The sequence below is a fragment of the Chitinophaga sp. W2I13 genome, from assembly GCF_050434005.1.
Classification (GTDB): domain Bacteria; phylum Bacteroidota; class Bacteroidia; order Chitinophagales; family Chitinophagaceae; genus Chitinophaga.
The window spans coordinates 3209619-3225931 of sequence record NZ_JBNPWD010000001.1 but is presented as its reverse complement, the minus strand read 5'-3'; the positions used below and the strand labels follow the sequence as shown (position 1 = coordinate 3225931).

Sequence of the window (16313 nt, the reverse complement as noted above, 5' to 3'; positions counted from 1 at the left end):
ATCGTTGTTAATTCCTTTCGCTTTATTCTTGTGTTGCCCTGGGCAGGCATACTGTTTTCACAACAGCGCATACGATGTCCGTATCCAATTATGGACAGTTTTTTTTAATACATATCGTTTGTATATTTTAAAGTTTAGCGAATAACGACTTCCCCGTTTTTCATTTCATAGCTGAAATGGCCTGCTACGGCCAGCACGTTCAATATTTTATCTATTGGTACTTTGGCATCCAGTGTCAGCGTCATTCTTTCCGCTGATTTTGTGTGTTGCTTAAATGTGATCTTCACATTGTACCACCGCTGTAATACTTCTGAAATATCATTGAGTGAAGTGTTGTTAAATGTTAACCTGGCTTCCTTCAGATCCTGTACTTCTTCCGGATCAACTGTTTCTCTTTTTATCTCACCGTGATCAAACAACACTTTTTGTCCGGGTGTTAAAACTGCCAGTGATCTTGAAAAGTCATGGTGTATCTGGTCTACCTTTACTTTACCAGTGGCCACTTCCACCAGTAGTGGTTTGTTTTTAAATGCTTCTATTTTAAAAGAGGTGCCCAATACTTTGGTTTGCACATCGCCGGTATGAACGGTGAATGGTTTATGTTTCTCTTTCGTTACTTCAAAAAAAGCTTCTCCATACAAATAGATATCCCTGGTATCCCCGGAAAAATTCTCCGGATACTTCAGGCGACTGCCCGCACCGAGGTATACCACGCTGCTATCAGCAAGAATTATTTTTGACCGCTGTCCATTCGGGTTATAGCTTTCCACGAAAGCCATCTGACGCCCTCCTTTATTACTTAAATGACTGATGGTATAAATTCCCATACAAGTCAGGATCAGTCCAATCCAGATGGCAGCATTCCTTAGAGATAGTAAGCCTGTTCGCCTGGTATTCACATATCCTATTCTTTCCTGCATTGATTTTTTTAAATCCTCTTGCCGGGGATGAACAGATTTGTTATTTTCAAATACCGCCCAATCTTTAGCGGCATTTGCCGACAGGATCTCGTCCAGCAGTTTTTCTGATGCGGGATCTTTCAGCAACAGGTTTACCAGCCGCTCCTCTTCAGCGGAACATTCACCCGCTAAAAATTTCTCAATTAATTCCCGGTTTATTTGTCTCGACATTCTGGTTTAACAGCGTACAAAAGGTCCCTGTTAATCATATAGGGACAAAAAAAATGACAAGGGGCTATTCGATGTGGAAGAAAAAACAGAAACATAATTTATCGGGGATATTATTATATAGATAAAAAATATCATGGACGGAGACATAATCTGTAACCCAAATCCAGGATTATTTACCTGGCTGTATAGCTATTTCAGGACGGAACAGTGTATTGGAAGTGCATCAGGAGTGCATTGGAAGTGCATCAGGAGTGCATGGAGAGTGCATAGATGCTCCATGGTATACGCAGGTTCAGGCATGGGAGAAGTAACCGTGAAATATTGGCCGCATTATCCCGAGGGCTAACCTAACCTGGCATTATGGTTACTAAGCTGCTTTCTGAAATGATTCAGGGAAAACTTAATATGGTTCTTCACGGTATTAACAGAGATCTTGAGGTCATTGGCTATTTCAGCGTGGGTTAAATCTCCTTCCCGGCTCATTTGAAATACAATTTTGCGCTGGGGGCTCAGTGAGTCGAGATGGAAATGATACTTCTCTTCCAGTTCCCTGGAGTCCAGTTCGTGATCGGCAGGGGTAGCCACAAAGGAAAGATTATTTTCAATAAACGCTATCGGCGCTATTGAAACCGCTTTCTTACGGATGGCTTTAATCGTAGCGTTTTTGGCGGCTCTGAATATGTATGGCTTAAATTCGCCCGCTATTTGTAACGTATGTCTCTTGTCCCATACCCACATCATCAGGTCCATTATTGCTTCTTCTGCAAAGTATTCATCCTTCACATAACCAAGCGCGTAATTATACAGTCGTCCGAAATAACGATCAAATAAAGTATTAAATGCTTTGAGATTGTCGTTGGTACATTCTTCCAGTAGCTGCTTATCTGATAGTAAACGATATTCCATAAAAATGGATTGAATGTATTTTTCAGCAAAACTAGCGTCCGGCGGTTGTTTTTATACTACGTGGGATGTTAACTGTGCATTAATAAACTGTTACCTCCATATAAACTTTGATGGGAGAAGTGCAGGGGTGTTCCGGAACTGAAAGCACCGGCGGGTACAGGGCATAAAAAAAACGGGGAGAAATCCCCGTTTCGTAAAAATCAAAAACCAACCATTAAAAAATCTTTATAGAAGCAGCCTTCCGGCTCTTTAAGTATTATTTGTTGGGCTGTGGTGTTGTTCTCAGGTAAGGCTTGATAATTTTATGGCCTTTCGGAAAACGTGCAGGAATGTCTGCTGTTGGCACCGCTGCCGTAACGATTACGTCTTCACCATCTTTCCAGTCGGCCGGTGTAGCCACGCTGTATTTAGCGGTCAGCTGCAGGGAGTCCAATACGCGGAGCACTTCGATGAAGTTTCTGCCGGTAGAGGCCGGATAGGTGATGATAAGTTTTATCTTCTTGTCGGGTCCTATGATAAACAAGGATCTTACCGTAAATGTTTCAGAGGCATTTGGATGAATCATATCATACAGGTTTGCCACTGTTTTGTTTTCATCTGCAATAATAGGAAAAGTTACGTCACACTGTTGTGTTTCATTAATATCATTTATCCAGCTCAGGTGTTTATCCAATGGATCTACGCTGACAGCCAGTACTTTAGTATTACGTTTTGCAAACTCGTCCTTTAACAAAGCTGTTTTACCCAGTTCGGTTGTACATACTGGTGTAAAATCTGCAGGGTGGGAAAACAAGATACCCCAACCTTCACCCAGGTAATCGTAAAAATCTATTTCCCCTAAAGTGGTATTGGCTTTGAAATTAGGAGCAGCGTCTCCCAGTCTTAAACTCATAGCTTACGATTTTAATTGACCAAAAATAGCATTTTCCTACAAAATTTATAGACTTTAAGGGATTTTTTTCAGAATTTTGCGGTTTTTTTTTCCGGGGCAAAGGATTTGGGGGCTAACAAACAATGGAAATCAGGGGTTAATCCAAACGGGATACCAGGGCTAACACCAATGGATATCAGGGGTTAACATAAATGGATGCAAGGCATGGCGGTTAACGTAAATGGATACCGGGGTTAACATAAACAGATGTCCGGGAATTAACATACATGGACACCGGGGCTAACATAAAGGGATGCTTTTTCATCAATGTGCGTCTTTCAGGGTTAACGTAAACGGATTATCAGGGTTTTCAACAGATAAAAAATATGGCTAATAATTATTTAAGTATTTGAGGTATACAGCTGCCAGGCATAATATGCCATACTGAACTTATTATCATCTTCCAGTGCGGCCATTACCCGGGCAGCGTTTTCCCCCAATTCTAATTCGATAAAACCGAGATACAGGTTATATGCGTCATGAAGCATCTGGATACAATACTCCATTTTCTCATTGGCATCGTTTGAATCGCACCGGGCTGCAGGCGGTAAGGTAGGCAGGGTGGGTACCGGCATCTGGATCACACGTTCTATATAATAGCACTCTTCATCGGCATAGGCCTCCCAGTTATCATCCTGCTGCAAACAGGGCCTCCTCATGTGAAATACGAGGTGGTCGAATACCACGGCTCCACCCAGCTCTGCTTCCAGGTCAATGATGTCCGGTGTGCGGCGCATGTCTTCCAGTTTCTTTACAATCGTCATCTGCACCGCATCGTGCTTGTCCTGGCTGAAACGCAGCATGGTGTTCATTACTTCGTAAGTAGTTACAAAATCGCAGGGATACCACACCTCATCCAGTAGCGCCTGGCCCCAGAGCGTCAGGTAATTGGAATCATCCATAATGATCTGCCCAATTGAAATGGCCTGTACCTGCGTAATTGCTGTAGTTGTATTTACCTTATTCATAACCATCAGGTTTTAATAACACTACAAATTTATCGGCGCCGCACGCAAGGGATTTGCGTAGTGATCTTTTAATGATATTTTTTTTAATCCTCGTCGCAAAAGCGGGAATTGTTTATTTTTATTATCTAAATTTTATCTTTTGCCAAAGAACAAAGACGCGGTGTCGCGCTACCGCTGGATCGACGAGCGGTTGCGCAACAAGCAGAAGCCCAAACCTACCCTGGATAACCTGATTGAATATGTATCGGACAAGATGGGCACTGCAATTTCTACCCGCACTATCCAGAAAGACATCCAGGATATGCGCCAGGACCCTGAACTGAACTATATGGCGCCTATCGTTTACGAACGCAGCAGCGGCACCTACCGCTACTCAGACGATAGCTTTTCCATCAGTAATTCCCCTATTGAAGAAGCAGATCTCCAGGGGCTGGAAATTGCCATTGGTATACTGGAACAATTCCGGAGCCTCCCGGTGGTACAGCAGTTTGAAGATGCCATCCTGAAAATTGCCGCCAGCCTCAAAATGAACCGGGAAGCCCTCCAGCATAAAGGACTCATCAAATTTACCCGGGCATCCCACTACAAAGGCGCAGAACATATCCCCGAAATAGTAGACGCCATCAAAAACCTGGAAATAATCCGCATCGCTTATCAGAGCTTCGACCGCGATGAACCCAAGGAGCACTGGGTGGAACCCTATCACCTCCGCGAATACCAGCACCGCTTTTACCTCATCGGGAAAAGCCAGCAAACCCGCGGTGGCGCAGTGGTTACCTTTGCGCTCGACAGGGTGGTGAAACTCTGGCCCACCAATAAGCATTTTGATGAAAAGAATTTTGATGAAGCCAGCTACTTCCAGCATGCAGTAGGCATCACCGTACACGACGGAGATCCCGAACATGTACTGCTGAGCTTTACACCACGGCAGGGAAAATATATCAAGTCGCAGCCCATCCATACTTCCCAGGAAATAGTGGAAGACAACAGTGATGAATGCCGTATATCCCTTAACGTTGTTATTAACCCGGAACTTACCATGACGCTGCTCAGCTATGGCGCCCAGGTAAAAGTGCTGAAACCCGCACACCTGGCTAAGAAAATGGCTGAAGAAGCCAAAGCCATGGCGGTGTTGTATAAATAATACTGTAGCCCGCTATTGCGCCCGCGGGCGCAATAGCGAAACAACCTCTTAAGGATTTGGTTTGGTAAACAAACTATCTGCTACCGGCTGATTCGTTTCAATTTTCAGGATATTGATTTTAACCCCGCCAGGATCCTGCTCTGTAACACCCGGATAAGTAAGCCCCTCCGGCGTTTTCTTGTAATCAGACAACAACGTTACCAGCTCCATATCCTGTCCCTGTACATTCATATGATTGGTAGCCTTTACCAGCAGATAAGTTTTCGCATCCAGGTAGGCAATACCCGATGTTCCATCCGCTGCCGTGATCTTCAGCTTATATGCCGGCGACCCGTTCACCGAATCCTTCCCCAATAACTCTATCTTTTTACCTTTGTTCTTGTAATCATACAGCTCTCCTCTCACATCCAGCTGGGTTTTCATCAGCTTCAGCATTTCTGGATTCATCTCCTGCGGCGTTGTTTGCTGCATCACCGGCATCAGGCTCCAGCCCGCATTACGGGTTACTACCTGCACATTGCTGGTGCCATTCACCGTAAACTCCAGCCGCATGGCTTCATCCTGCTTCACCCACCGCTTTATAGGAACGGATTGCCCCTGTACTTCCATATTTCCTTCTACATACTGCGACTTAATTCCTTTTAACTTCGCCTCACCTCCCATCGCCACAATATTCTTTGCGATCAATTCATCTGCAGATTGCGCGCTGGTGCAATAACCAGCGATCAGTAAAGCTGCTAACAATGTATAAAACCTGGTTCCTGTCATCATAAAAATTTGTTTTTCCCTGATAAATAAAAATATCCTAAAACACATCCGGCATCTCTTTCCAAAAAATACGCCAGCATTGAAAATACGACCTATTCCTTAGCTTTGCAACATGAATACATTCCAGATCTCAGGCAACCTGGTAGATATACTGCAACAGGAAATATATCCGGCTACTATACATATTACGGATGGTTATATCAGCAGCATTGAACGCAACAATAACCAATACACCACTTACCTGCTCCCCGGATTTACCGATGCGCATGTACACGTGGAAAGCTCTATGCTGATCCCTTCCGAATTCGCCAGGCTGGCCGTTGTGCACGGCACTGTGGCCACCGTAAGCGACCCCCATGAAATAGCCAATGTGATGGGCGTAAAAGGTGTGGAATACATGCTCGAAAATGGCAAGAAAGTTCCCTTCCGGTTTAACTTCGGCGCCCCTTCCTGCGTACCGGCCACCATTTTTGAAACCGCCGGAGCGGTAGTCACCGTGGCCGATATCGAAGCTTTACTTCAGAGAGATGATATCAGGTACCTGACGGAAATGATGAACTTCCCCGGAGTACTGCATAAAGACCCGGAAGTACTCGCTAAAATAGCCGCCGCCAAAAAAGCCGGTAAACCCGTGGATGGCCACGCTCCCGGCCTCCGGGGCGAAACCGCGGCAGCATATATTGCCGCTGGTATCAGCACCGATCACGAATGCTTTACCATTGAAGAAGCGAAAGACAAACTGCAATACGGCATGCATATCCTCATCCGCGAAGGAAGCGCTGCCAAAAACTTTGAAGCATTGTACCCGCTGCTGCACGACCACGCCTCACATATTATGTTTTGCAGCGATGATAAGCACCCCGACAACCTTGTAGAAGGCCATATTAATCTGCTGGTAAAGCGTGCATTAGCTTATGGCGTTGATCTTTTCAAAGTATTAAGAGCCGCCTGTATTAACCCGGTACTGCATTACAAATTAGACAATGGTTTGCTCCGCGTGAACGACCCTGCAGATTTTATTGTAACAGATGACCTCCAAAACTTTAACATTCTCGCCACTTATATCAATGGCGTGAAAGTCGCGGAAAACGGACAAACGCTGATACCTTCCATCCCTTCATCTCCCGTAAATAATTTTATAGCAGACCCGGTAACCGCTGCCGATTTTCGTATGCCCGTTAACGATAGCAATGCAAAAGAAGTAACGGTGAAAGTAATCGGCGCTATGGATGGGCAGCTGATCACCAATGCCCTTACAGCGGTATTGCCGGTTACCAACGGCGCAATAGCAAGTAATACCCAACAGGATGTCCTCAAACTCGTAGTAGTAAACCGCTATAAAAAAGCGCCTCCGGCCATGGCATTTATCCAGGGCTTCGGCCTGCAAGAGGGCGCCATCGCCTCTTCTGTGGCACACGACAGTCACAACATTATTGCGGTGGGCACCACCGATGAAGGCCTTGCTGCGGCTATTAATACCGTTATTGCAGCGCAGGGCGGCATCAGCGCGGTGGGGAATAATGCGACACATGGACTTCCCCTACCCGTAGCAGGGCTGATGAGTAACCTCGACGGATATACGGTGGCGGCCCAATACAGTGCGCTCGACAAAGCCGCAAAAGACCTGGGATCTACGCTGGCATCACCTTTTATGACCTTATCATTTATGGCGTTACTGGTAATACCGCATTTAAAACTGAGTGACCTCGGACTCTTCGACGGAGATAGTTTTCAATTTACAGCAACGCACTAGCGCATAAAAAAAAGCAGCGGAAGCAACCGCTGCTTTTTTTTATAGCAATAATATGAGGTTAATGGGTGGTCCACAGCGCGCCGTTAATAGAGTCGCGGGAAGCCCCGGTAACCCCGCTCAGCACATTATCTTCCTGCCTCCAGCGTAATGTTCCGATAAGCGCCATGATCAGTGCCTCTTTGAAACTAACGGTTTGCTCATCCGGCACTTCCACGGTAACTCCCAATGGCTCCAGCTGTTCCCGGATCGTATTCACCAGGAAAGTATTAAACGCACCGCCACCGGTCACCAGCATCTTGCCTGGTCCTTCCGGCATTTGTGCCTTCAGCGCTTTTACCGCCCCGGTGATCTGTACCGCGATATGCTCTACATAAGTGCGCAGCTTACCCTGCACAGAAATGCGCAAAGGCGCTATCAGCGGCAATATGGCATGGGTACCAAAATCGTTCGCCAGTGATTTTGGCCACGGTTTGGTGTAATAATCAAGTTGATTCAACTGTTCCAACAGACTGTTGTCGGCCACACCACCGGCAGCCAGTGCGCCGCCATCATCGTAGGGTTTATTCAGCGCTGCCGCCAATGCATTTAGTACCCTGTTGGCCGGGCAAATATCAAACGCCACAAACTGTTCGGGCAACTGCGCCGAAATATTGGCAATGCCGCCCAGGTTAAGCCAGTACTGATATCCCGGTAACAGGTATTTTTCGCCAATGGGGACAATGGGAGCTCCCTGGCCACCCAGGGCTACGTCTACCGCACGGAGGTCGTTGATAACAGGTAACCCTGTTACTGCTGCAATGGCCGCACCATCTCCCAGCTGGGCAGTCATTTGCTGCGCAGGCATATGAAATGTAGTATGACCATGTGATGCGATAAAATGAATTTTATGATCCAGCTGGTTCTTTTCAATGAAATCCAGGATACGCCGGCCGGTATAATGGCCGTATGCAGTATGTAACAGCAGGTAATCCTTTGCCGGCAGGGAAGTGGCCTGTGCCAGCTGCTCTACCCATTCCGGCTCATACGGCAGGCTTTCGGAAGCCTTGATAACATAGGTCCATTGTCCGCGTATCTCGGTCAGTTCTGCAAAAACTATATCTAATCCGTCTAATGAGCTACCAGACATGGTGCCAATCACGTTATATACCATCGACAAAAAATTTCAGCAAAGGTAGTTTTAAAATATTTTTTTAACGATTTATGGAAACAGGATCTCCCGGCACATCCTACAGGTAGAAAAACTACTTTGTTATGAAAAAATATCTCTCTTTACTATTGCTCAGCTGCCTGATGGCATTTACTGCCTCCGCCCAACAGGTGCGGGTTATCACGGGTATTGTAACAGACAGTTTGCTTAAAAGCCCCCTCGCCAATGTAGTGGTACGGGTAAAAGGCACAGATGTATTGACGGCCACAGATAAAAAAGGGCAATTCAGCCTGAAAACCGCCACGGGTGCGCTAATACTCGAAATAAACGCTACTGGCTATCCATCGGTGGACGTAGCCGTGAATGGCGGGCAAAATAAATTAACCGTACAATTGACCAGGCCACAGGTGTCCGATAGTCAACACTTAACGGAAGACAGGGTAATCGGGGCACTGCAGGGCAAACTTGCCGGAGTTACCAACTCGGCCATGTCGGAAGTAGTAGTGATAGGCTATGGTGCGCAGCGCCGGAAGTCCGTAACCGGTTCTGTTACCAGGATCAGGGGAAACAAAATGAACTACGCCCCTTCTCCGGTTTACAACACAGAGGACTACAGCCCCATTAACGAAAACATTTTCCACTCCGCCACAGACCAACCGCTGAGTACTTTCAGTATTGATGTGGACAGGGCCTCCTACAGCAACGTTCGCCGTTTTCTGAACCAGGGCATGATGCCCGAACCGGATGCGGTGAGAGTGGAAGAAATGATCAATTATTTTGACTATCAATACCAGGCGCCGGAAGGAAAAGACCCGGTAGCTATTTATACCGACATGGCAATTTGTCCCTGGAACGCCGCGCATCAACTCATACGGGTGGCCCTCAAAAGCAAACAGGTAGATACCCGCGAGCTTCCCCCTTCCAACCTGGTTTTCCTGATAGATGTTTCAGGTTCCATGTCGGGTGAAAACCGGTTGCCGCTTGTTAAGCGCGCCTTTGCGGTTTTAACGGAGCAGCTTCGCCCGGAAGACAAGGTAGCGATAGTGGTATACGCCGGCGCCGCAGGAGTAGTGCTCCCGGCCACCAGTGGCCGCGATAAGAAAAGGATCCTGGCCGCGCTGGATCAGTTGGAGGCAGGCGGCTCCACTGCCGGCGGCGCAGGCATACAACTGGCCTACGACATTGCCGGTGAACTGTATTCCAAAAACAGCAATACCCGCGTAATACTGGCCACCGACGGCGACTTCAATGTAGGGGTTTCCAGCGATGGTGAACTTACCCGTATGATCGAAGAGAAAAGAGAAAATGGTATCTCTCTTTCTGTGCTGGGTTTTGGTATGGGTAACTATAAAGATAATAAACTGGAACTGCTGGCAGATAAAGGCAATGGTAACTATGCTTATATTGATAACTTTGAAGAAGCCCGCAGAACCTTTGTGACCGAATTTGGTGGCACGCTTTTTACCGTTGCAAAAGATGTAAAACTGCAGATAGAATTTAACCCGCAATTCGTGCAGTCATACCGGTTAGTTGGCTACGAAAACCGCGTGCTGGCCAATGAAGATTTCAACAACGACAAAAAAGACGCCGGAGATATGGGCGTCGGTCATACCGTAACTGCCCTCTATGAGATTATCCCCACCGGCACAAAGGGAACGGCCGTTAACTGGGTAGATCCGCTCAAATACCAGGAAGGCAAAGTGATTGGTAATAAATCCGAAGTGCTTACTGTAAAGCTGCGCTACAAACAACCTGATGCCAAAAAGAGCATATTGATGGAGAAGGTGTTGCCCTACAGCAACCAGGAGATTACTGACGCGCCGGAAGATTTCCGGATGGCCGCTTCCGTAGCCGCTTTCGGGCAGTTATTGCGCAACTCCGCGTTCAAAGGCACCGCCACCTACAACCAGGTATTATCCTGGGCAGGCAATTCCAAAGGAACAGATACCGAAGGCTATCGCGCTGAATTCATCCAGCTGGTAAAAAAAGCGATGCTGCTGGACAAACAGTAGTTCCACTATTTTTCGGTAATTTGCGGCCTCAAAGGGATAGCTCATGATTATCAATTTAAGTGAAACCAATTCATTGGTGGGAGAATGGTTAAGCGAGATCAGGAATATAGATGTTCAGCAGGACCGTATGCGCTTCCGGCGTAATATGGAACGGCTGGGAGAAGTAGCTGCATATGAGATCAGTAAAACACTGAGCTACGAAGAAAAGGAAGTAACTACCCCCATGGGAATTGCTACCTGCCGGGTGCTGAAATCACAACCGGTATTGGCTACTATCTTACGCGCAGGGCTGGCATTACACCAGGGATTGCTGCACTATTTCGATAAGGCGGACCATGCGTTTGTTTCTGCTTACCGCAAGCATAATCACGACGGCACTTTTGATATCAGCCTGGAATATGTGAGTACTCCTTCTATCGATGGACAGGTACTCATCCTTTCCGACCCGATGCTGGCCACCGGCTCTTCATTGGTAAAAACGATAGAACACCTTGAGGAAATAGGTAAACCCAGTCATATCCACCTGGTGGTCGCTATTGCCTGTACCGTAGGAATCGAATATGTATTACGCAATACCAAAGCAAGTTTAACCATCTGGGCTGGTGATATTGATGACGAATTAACCGCTAAAGGCTATATAGTACCGGGGCTGGGAGATGCCGGCGATCTGGCTTTCGGAAATAAATTACAACAATAACCTCGAATAATCGTTTTACGAATAGCAGTTTTGTATCTTTAAAAGTACAAAGCTGCTATTTGTTTTTTGCAGGACCGGATCGCTTATACATGAATTTAATTTGATATATGATTTAATTAGTGTACCTTCACCCGTATTGCATAATACCCTATGCTTTAAGCTTAATGATATGAAAAGAGCTTTACTATTCCTGGCCATATTACTTTATTTTAATCCTTTGCGGGGGCAGGACCCGCACTTTTCGCAGTTTTTTGCGTCGCCGCTAACCCTTAACCCAGCGTTTACAGGTTTATTTTCAGGAGATTATCGATTATCCGGTAACTACCGGTCACAATGGAGGAGCATTTCCACTCCCTTTGTAACAGGTACTGCCGCCATTGATTTCGGCATTTTGAAAAACGTTATTTCTTATACCGATATCTGGGGCGTGGGCCTGATGGCGATGTACGACAGAAGCGGCGGTGGTGCGCTCACCTCCAGCTACCTTTCCTTCAGCACAGCCTATCACAAAGGCCTGGATCCGGAAGGCAATCATACCCTGGCCATCGGCTTACAGGGTACACTGGTGCAGAAAAGAATAGACAATACCAAACTGCAGTTTGAAAACCAGATCGACAACAACGGGTATAACCCTATGATTCCCAGCAATGAAACGCTGGTAAATCCAAAAATTTCCTACTTCGATCCCAACATCGGGATCCTCTACAATGGCTTAATCGGCGAAGCATCCAATATTTACATGGGCGCTTCCTATTATCATATTACCCAACCTACCGAATCATTCATGAACCTTACCCAGAACAGGCTCAGCTACCGCTGGACCTTACACGGGGGCGGTTCTGTTCCGGTAAACGGGCAAGACAGGTTTCATGCCAGTATCCTGTACATGAAACAAAGTACTGCGTCTGAATTCACCTTTGGTGGCGCCTATGGCTTCATGCTTAACGACATGGACGATAATCCCACCACTTTTTACCTGGGTAGCTGGTATCGCCTGAAAGATGCCGTTATCCCCTATGTGGGCCTCGAAATAAAAGGCTTCCAGATAGGCCTTACCTACGACACCAACGTATCCAGCCTGAAACCAGCCTCCAATTACCGCGGTGGCCTCGAAATTTCACTGATCTATATCCACACCCGGAACGAAAATAATAAATACAAAACGCTCTGTCCACGTTTCTAGGACAATGGCTTTCCTGATAAAATAATTATCCTGATTTGGGAGATCATAGCAACAAAATTGACATGCTATAATCTCCCAAATCAGGATAATCATTTAAAATCATGATAATCATTGTTAATTTTGCGTTAGTTTCGTTACTCTTTCATAAAAACCAGGAAAAACCAATTCAGTTACAATAAAATATCAGGCGTTGTTTTCATTCAGAGAAGTACTGTCGGCGATCCAGTCTTACGGGAAAGCCCATCAATTCATATTACAGCATAAATTGTGGAAATGGATCCTGATTCCGGGCGTGATCTATTGCCTGTTATTTTTTGCAGGCTTTTACTTTGTGTGGGGCTACTCGGGCGACTTTGTAGAATATCTCACCCGCCTGCTGCATATCACAGAATGGGTACAGGACCTGGAAAGCAGCTGGGTAAGTTTTCTTTTTATACTTGTCGCGTTTTCTGTCCGCATTGTATTCGTATTCTGGTACTTCTCCTACTTTAAATACCTGTTCCTGATAGTAGCTTCTCCCGTGTTTTCTTATTTATCTGAGAAGACAGAAGCCATACTGGATCATAAAGACTTCCCTTTCAGCTGGTCGCAGCTGGGCCAGGATATCCTGCGCGGGATCAAAATGTCGTGCCGCAATATTGTTTATCAAACAGCCGCTATACTCATCCTGCTGCTGATCTCCTTTATACCCGTGATCGGCTGGCTCACCCCGATGCTGGGCTTCTTTATCGAATCCTATTTTTATGGCTTCTCCATGATGGATTACAGCTGTGAACGGCATCGTTTGAATATGTCGCAAAGCATCAACTTTATCCGCCAGCACCGTGGCATGGCCATCGGTAATGGAATGGTATTTTACCTGTTTATGCTCATCCCCGTATTGGGCTGGATGCTGGCGCCCTCCTATGCTGTAATTGCAGCTACTATTGACTTACAAACAAAAAGACTGAAATAATGAATACCACCGGCAAAGTGTACCTGGTTCCTACTGTTTTGAGCGCCGACGCCCTATTCAGCATTCCCGCTTATGTAACCGCTATCGTGCAGCAATTATCTGTTTTTTATGTAGAGAATGAAAGAACAGCCCGCAGGTATCTGAAGTCGCTGGACAGAAACATCGTGATAGATAACCTGCAACTCCTGCTGATGAATGAAAACCAGGCGCCCGACCTGGTACTGGCAAAAAAATTACTGCTCGAAGGAAAAGATATTGGCATCCTCAGCGAAGCCGGATGCCCTGCTATCGCTGATCCCGGCCACCTCATCGTAAAACTGGCACAAAGCATCGATGCCAGGGTAATCCCGATGATTGGCCCCAACTCCATGCTGTTGGCCCTCATGGCCTCCGGTATGAACGGACAAAACTTCCAGTTTGTAGGATACCTTCCCATCAAACCACCCGAAAGAACAAAGATGATCCGGGAACTGGAACAGGAATCGGAAAAGAAAAAACAAACACAATTGTTTATTGAAACACCTTACCGCAACAACCAGTTGCTGAAAGATATACTGGATAACTGTAAGGACTATACGCAGATTTGTATCGCGGCAGATATCACCGCGCCAACGGAGTATATTAAAACCAAAACGGTAAAGGAGTGGAAGAAACAATTACCTGATCTTCATAAACGACCGGCTATTTTCCTGCTGTATGCGGGCAACGAATAAAAAAAGGGGAATTACGAAACCGTAATTCCCCTTTATATTTTTAAGGCAGTTCCGACTTCACCGGCTCCTTGATAGAAATAATACTGTCTACAATAAATGCGCTGTATCCCCTCCATGGAATGGCTCCCAGGTACTCTTTGTAGTGCAGTTCCACCATTTTCCCGCTGGCCGTCATCAGCTGCTGCGCAATCCGTTCGCTGCTCACGGAAAACTCAAATTCGTTCGACTGGATAGTACCGGCTACCTTGCCCCGGTAGCCCGACTGGATCACTTTGCCTTCATAGGTTTTAAAGATGTATCCCTTCTGCACAAAATAATTCAGCTCCCCGGCTTTAACGCCCTGTCCGAAAACAAAATAGTATTTATAGAAGAAAATACCTCCCAGTACCAGTATAATAACAGATACAATGATAAAGACAAACCGACCCATAGTTAGTTTTTAGTGATGGATGATCAGAAATTCTGATCTACAAGATAAATGAAACCCGCCATACCAAACGCACCCAATTCCAGTTCTCTTTTATTCACCGCTTCAAACACATCGTTCGCCGCATGATGGATATCAAAATAACGCTGCGAATCAGGAGAAAGTTCAGCCATTGGCGTACCAATTGCTTCATGCAGCTGGCCTACATCCACCCCGCCTCCCGGTTCTTCAAAATCATAAATACCATACGGCTCAAAAAGTGGCTTCCAGCTATTCATTTTTGCCTTTAGGGGCGCGTCCATAGTGGTAGTGAAGCCGCGTGGCGTAAAGCCGCCGGCATCGCTTTCCAGGGCGAAAACGTGTTTCTCCTGGCGGGCTTTGGCTAGTTCCGCATATTTCTTACCTCCACGGGTACCATTTTCTTCATTGGCAAACAGTACTACGCGCAGCGTATGTTCCGGTTTCATGCCCAGTGCTTTAAAGGCGCGCAGCACTTCGATGGATTGTACACAACCGGTACCGTCATCGTGCGCACCTTCTGCTACATCCCATGAATCGAGGTGGCCGCCAACCGTGATGTACTGATCCGGGTATTTGCTGCCTTTCAGTTCCCCGATCACATTATGCCCGATGGTATCCTTCTTCATTTCGCAATTGGTACGCAGAAACACGCTGGCACTGTTATCATCTTTCAGGCGCTGGCTCAAACGGTCTGCATCTTCCAACCCGATAGCCACCGCCGGAATTTTAGGATAGGCGCTGTCGTACTGCATCGCCCCGGTATGCGGGAAATTATTGGCGCCATGCGTCATAGATCTTACAATCACTGCCACCGCACCGTATTTAGCGGCCCGGCTGGCGCCCTGGCCACGATACTTTACGGCATCGCCATAAGAATGAAATGTTTTTATGAAGGTAGGGTTGAAATGATAGTTATAGAAAACGATCTTCCCCTTTACCTGGTCTTTCTTTGCTTCCAGGTCGTCGAAAGAAGCCACTTCCAGTACCGGCGCGGTTACGCCATCCGGTCCGCTGCCCACTGAGTTACCCAGGGCCAGTACTTCCAGCGGTGGTATGAAATCCCGGCGTTTGGAGATGATACGGGCTTCTTCCTTTGCGCCCCGGATCCAATGCGGCACCATACACTCCTGGAGATACACGGTGTCTGCACCGGCCGCTTTTAGCGCCTTTACGCCCCAGTCTTCGGCTTTCACCATTTGTGGAGACCCGGCCAAACGGCCGCCTATCTGCTTCGTGAGGATCCGCAGGTTTTCGTAGGCAGTGCTGTGGGTTAATACTTCATCCGCTAATTTCCTCAACGTCACTGAATCCTTCTCCTGCGCCACTGCCAGGGCCGGCAGGGTACAGGCTAACAAAATTGGCATTATAGATTTTCTCATTGCAGCAGGTTAATTTATGGTTAAAACTACTAAAAAAGCTGAAGGAGCAAAGCATAAAGGTATCTAGTTGTCAACTCTTTTGTTTAACTCCCCTCCGGCTACCGCTCATCCCACTCCCCTATGCATTATGTGATATCGTTCTGCTTTTTAGTACCTTTGCAGAATGCAAAAAATTAACT

Annotated in this window: 15 protein-coding genes; 7 read left to right on the top strand and 8 right to left on the bottom strand. The window is 46.5% G+C overall.

Annotated features, from left to right (window positions below; translation table 11 throughout):
- Positions 1-134 precede the first annotated feature (134 nt).
- The 4 genes from QFZ48_RS13340 to QFZ48_RS13325 form a co-directional block, all read right to left on the bottom strand.
- Complete coding sequence (locus QFZ48_RS13340) at positions 135-1130, bottom strand: FecR family protein (protein ID WP_429062591.1); 996 nt, start codon at positions 1128-1130, stop codon at positions 135-137.
- A 342-nt stretch (positions 1131-1472) separates the two neighbouring features.
- The gene (locus QFZ48_RS13335; protein WP_429062589.1) at positions 1473-2036 is read right to left on the bottom strand and encodes an RNA polymerase sigma-70 factor; all 564 of its coding nucleotides are present in this window, start codon (positions 2034-2036) and stop codon (positions 1473-1475) included.
- A 256-nt stretch (positions 2037-2292) separates the two neighbouring features.
- Complete coding sequence (locus QFZ48_RS13330) at positions 2293-2928, bottom strand: peroxiredoxin (RefSeq protein ID WP_370908448.1); 636 nt, start codon at positions 2926-2928, stop codon at positions 2293-2295.
- Between the two features lie 380 nt (positions 2929-3308).
- A complete protein-coding gene (locus QFZ48_RS13325; protein ID WP_429062587.1) occupies positions 3309-3935 on the bottom strand; it encodes a hypothetical protein in 627 nt (208 codons plus the stop codon).
- Positions 3936-4074: 139 nt separating this feature from the next.
- On the opposite strand from QFZ48_RS13325, the gene QFZ48_RS13320 reads away from it, so the two are divergent.
- Positions 4075-5079 carry a helix-turn-helix transcriptional regulator gene (locus QFZ48_RS13320; protein ID WP_429062585.1) on the top strand — a complete coding sequence of 335 codons (1005 nt, stop codon included), beginning with the start codon at positions 4075-4077 and terminating at the stop codon, positions 5077-5079.
- Between the two features lie 48 nt (positions 5080-5127).
- On the opposite strand, the gene QFZ48_RS13315 is transcribed toward QFZ48_RS13320, so the two are convergent.
- The gene (locus QFZ48_RS13315) at positions 5128-5850 is read right to left on the bottom strand and encodes a LolA family protein (RefSeq protein WP_429042264.1); all 723 of its coding nucleotides are present in this window, start codon (positions 5848-5850) and stop codon (positions 5128-5130) included.
- Positions 5851-5959: 109 nt separating this feature from the next.
- Here QFZ48_RS13315 and ade point away from each other — a divergent pair, with 109 nt between their 5' ends.
- Positions 5960-7600 (top strand): adenine deaminase, encoded by a 1641-nt coding sequence (gene ade / locus QFZ48_RS13310; RefSeq protein ID WP_429042267.1) that lies wholly within the window; start codon positions 5960-5962, stop codon positions 7598-7600.
- A 58-nt stretch (positions 7601-7658) separates the two neighbouring features.
- Here the strand turns inward: ade and QFZ48_RS13305 are convergent, their stop codons facing one another.
- The gene (locus tag QFZ48_RS13305; protein ID WP_429062583.1) at positions 7659-8750 is read right to left on the bottom strand and encodes an anhydro-N-acetylmuramic acid kinase; all 1092 of its coding nucleotides are present in this window, start codon (positions 8748-8750) and stop codon (positions 7659-7661) included.
- Positions 8751-8851: 101 nt separating this feature from the next.
- Between QFZ48_RS13305 and QFZ48_RS13300 the strand changes: the two genes are divergently transcribed.
- From QFZ48_RS13300 to QFZ48_RS13280, 5 genes are all read left to right on the top strand, one after another.
- On the top strand, positions 8852-10759 hold the full coding sequence (locus QFZ48_RS13300; RefSeq protein WP_429042272.1) for a YfbK domain-containing protein: 1908 nt from the start codon (positions 8852-8854) through the stop codon (positions 10757-10759).
- 43 nt (positions 10760-10802) lie between these two features.
- Positions 10803-11456, top strand: coding sequence for a uracil phosphoribosyltransferase (gene upp / locus QFZ48_RS13295; RefSeq protein WP_370908455.1), 654 nt, complete (start codon positions 10803-10805; stop codon positions 11454-11456).
- 169 nt (positions 11457-11625) lie between these two features.
- Complete coding sequence (locus tag QFZ48_RS13290; RefSeq protein WP_429042274.1) at positions 11626-12639, top strand: PorP/SprF family type IX secretion system membrane protein; 1014 nt, start codon at positions 11626-11628, stop codon at positions 12637-12639.
- A 190-nt stretch (positions 12640-12829) separates the two neighbouring features.
- Positions 12830-13594, top strand: a complete 765-nt coding sequence (locus QFZ48_RS13285; RefSeq protein WP_370908457.1) for an EI24 domain-containing protein — start codon at positions 12830-12832, stop codon at positions 13592-13594.
- Positions 13594-14307 carry an SAM-dependent methyltransferase gene (locus QFZ48_RS13280; protein ID WP_079471054.1) on the top strand — a complete coding sequence of 238 codons (714 nt, stop codon included), beginning with the start codon at positions 13594-13596 and terminating at the stop codon, positions 14305-14307. Before QFZ48_RS13285 ends, QFZ48_RS13280 begins: the two co-directional genes overlap by 1 nt.
- 40 nt (positions 14308-14347) lie before the next feature.
- Here the strand turns inward: QFZ48_RS13280 and QFZ48_RS13275 are convergent, their stop codons facing one another.
- Together QFZ48_RS13275 and QFZ48_RS13270 are read right to left on the bottom strand one after the other, a co-directional pair.
- Positions 14348-14737: a hypothetical protein gene (locus QFZ48_RS13275; protein ID WP_370908458.1), complete on the bottom strand. Its 390-nt coding sequence runs from the start codon at positions 14735-14737 to the stop codon at positions 14348-14350.
- Between the two features lie 23 nt (positions 14738-14760).
- Entirely contained in the window at positions 14761-16134 is a 1374-nt protein-coding gene (locus QFZ48_RS13270) for a M20/M25/M40 family metallo-hydrolase (RefSeq protein WP_370908459.1), read from the bottom strand.
- Positions 16135-16313 lie beyond the last annotated feature (179 nt).

What these genes read in the sequence shown, in the direction of transcription:
- QFZ48_RS13300 (WP_429042272.1), top strand. Translation starts at nt 8,852, where the DNA reads ATGAAAAAATATCTCTCTTTACTATTGCTCAGCTGCCTGATGGCATTT.
- QFZ48_RS13340 (WP_429062591.1), bottom strand. Translation starts at nt 1,130, where the DNA reads ATGTCGAGACAAATAAACCGGGAATTAATTGAGAAATTTTTAGCGGGT.
- QFZ48_RS13330 (WP_370908448.1), bottom strand. Translation starts at nt 2,928, where the DNA reads ATGAGTTTAAGACTGGGAGACGCTGCTCCTAATTTCAAAGCCAATACC.
- QFZ48_RS13270 (WP_370908459.1), bottom strand. Translation starts at nt 16,134, where the DNA reads ATGAGAAAATCTATAATGCCAATTTTGTTAGCCTGTACCCTGCCGGCC.
- QFZ48_RS13305 (WP_429062583.1), bottom strand. Translation starts at nt 8,750, where the DNA reads ATGGTATATAACGTGATTGGCACCATGTCTGGTAGCTCATTAGACGGA.
- upp (WP_370908455.1), top strand. Translation starts at nt 10,803, where the DNA reads ATGATTATCAATTTAAGTGAAACCAATTCATTGGTGGGAGAATGGTTA.
- QFZ48_RS13280 (WP_079471054.1), top strand. Translation starts at nt 13,594, where the DNA reads ATGAATACCACCGGCAAAGTGTACCTGGTTCCTACTGTTTTGAGCGCC.
- QFZ48_RS13275 (WP_370908458.1), bottom strand. Translation starts at nt 14,737, where the DNA reads ATGGGTCGGTTTGTCTTTATCATTGTATCTGTTATTATACTGGTACTG.
- QFZ48_RS13290 (WP_429042274.1), top strand. Translation starts at nt 11,626, where the DNA reads ATGAAAAGAGCTTTACTATTCCTGGCCATATTACTTTATTTTAATCCT.
- QFZ48_RS13315 (WP_429042264.1), bottom strand. Translation starts at nt 5,850, where the DNA reads ATGATGACAGGAACCAGGTTTTATACATTGTTAGCAGCTTTACTGATC.
- ade (WP_429042267.1), top strand. Translation starts at nt 5,960, where the DNA reads ATGAATACATTCCAGATCTCAGGCAACCTGGTAGATATACTGCAACAG.
- QFZ48_RS13335 (WP_429062589.1), bottom strand. Translation starts at nt 2,036, where the DNA reads ATGGAATATCGTTTACTATCAGATAAGCAGCTACTGGAAGAATGTACC.
- QFZ48_RS13325 (WP_429062587.1), bottom strand. Translation starts at nt 3,935, where the DNA reads ATGAATAAGGTAAATACAACTACAGCAATTACGCAGGTACAGGCCATT.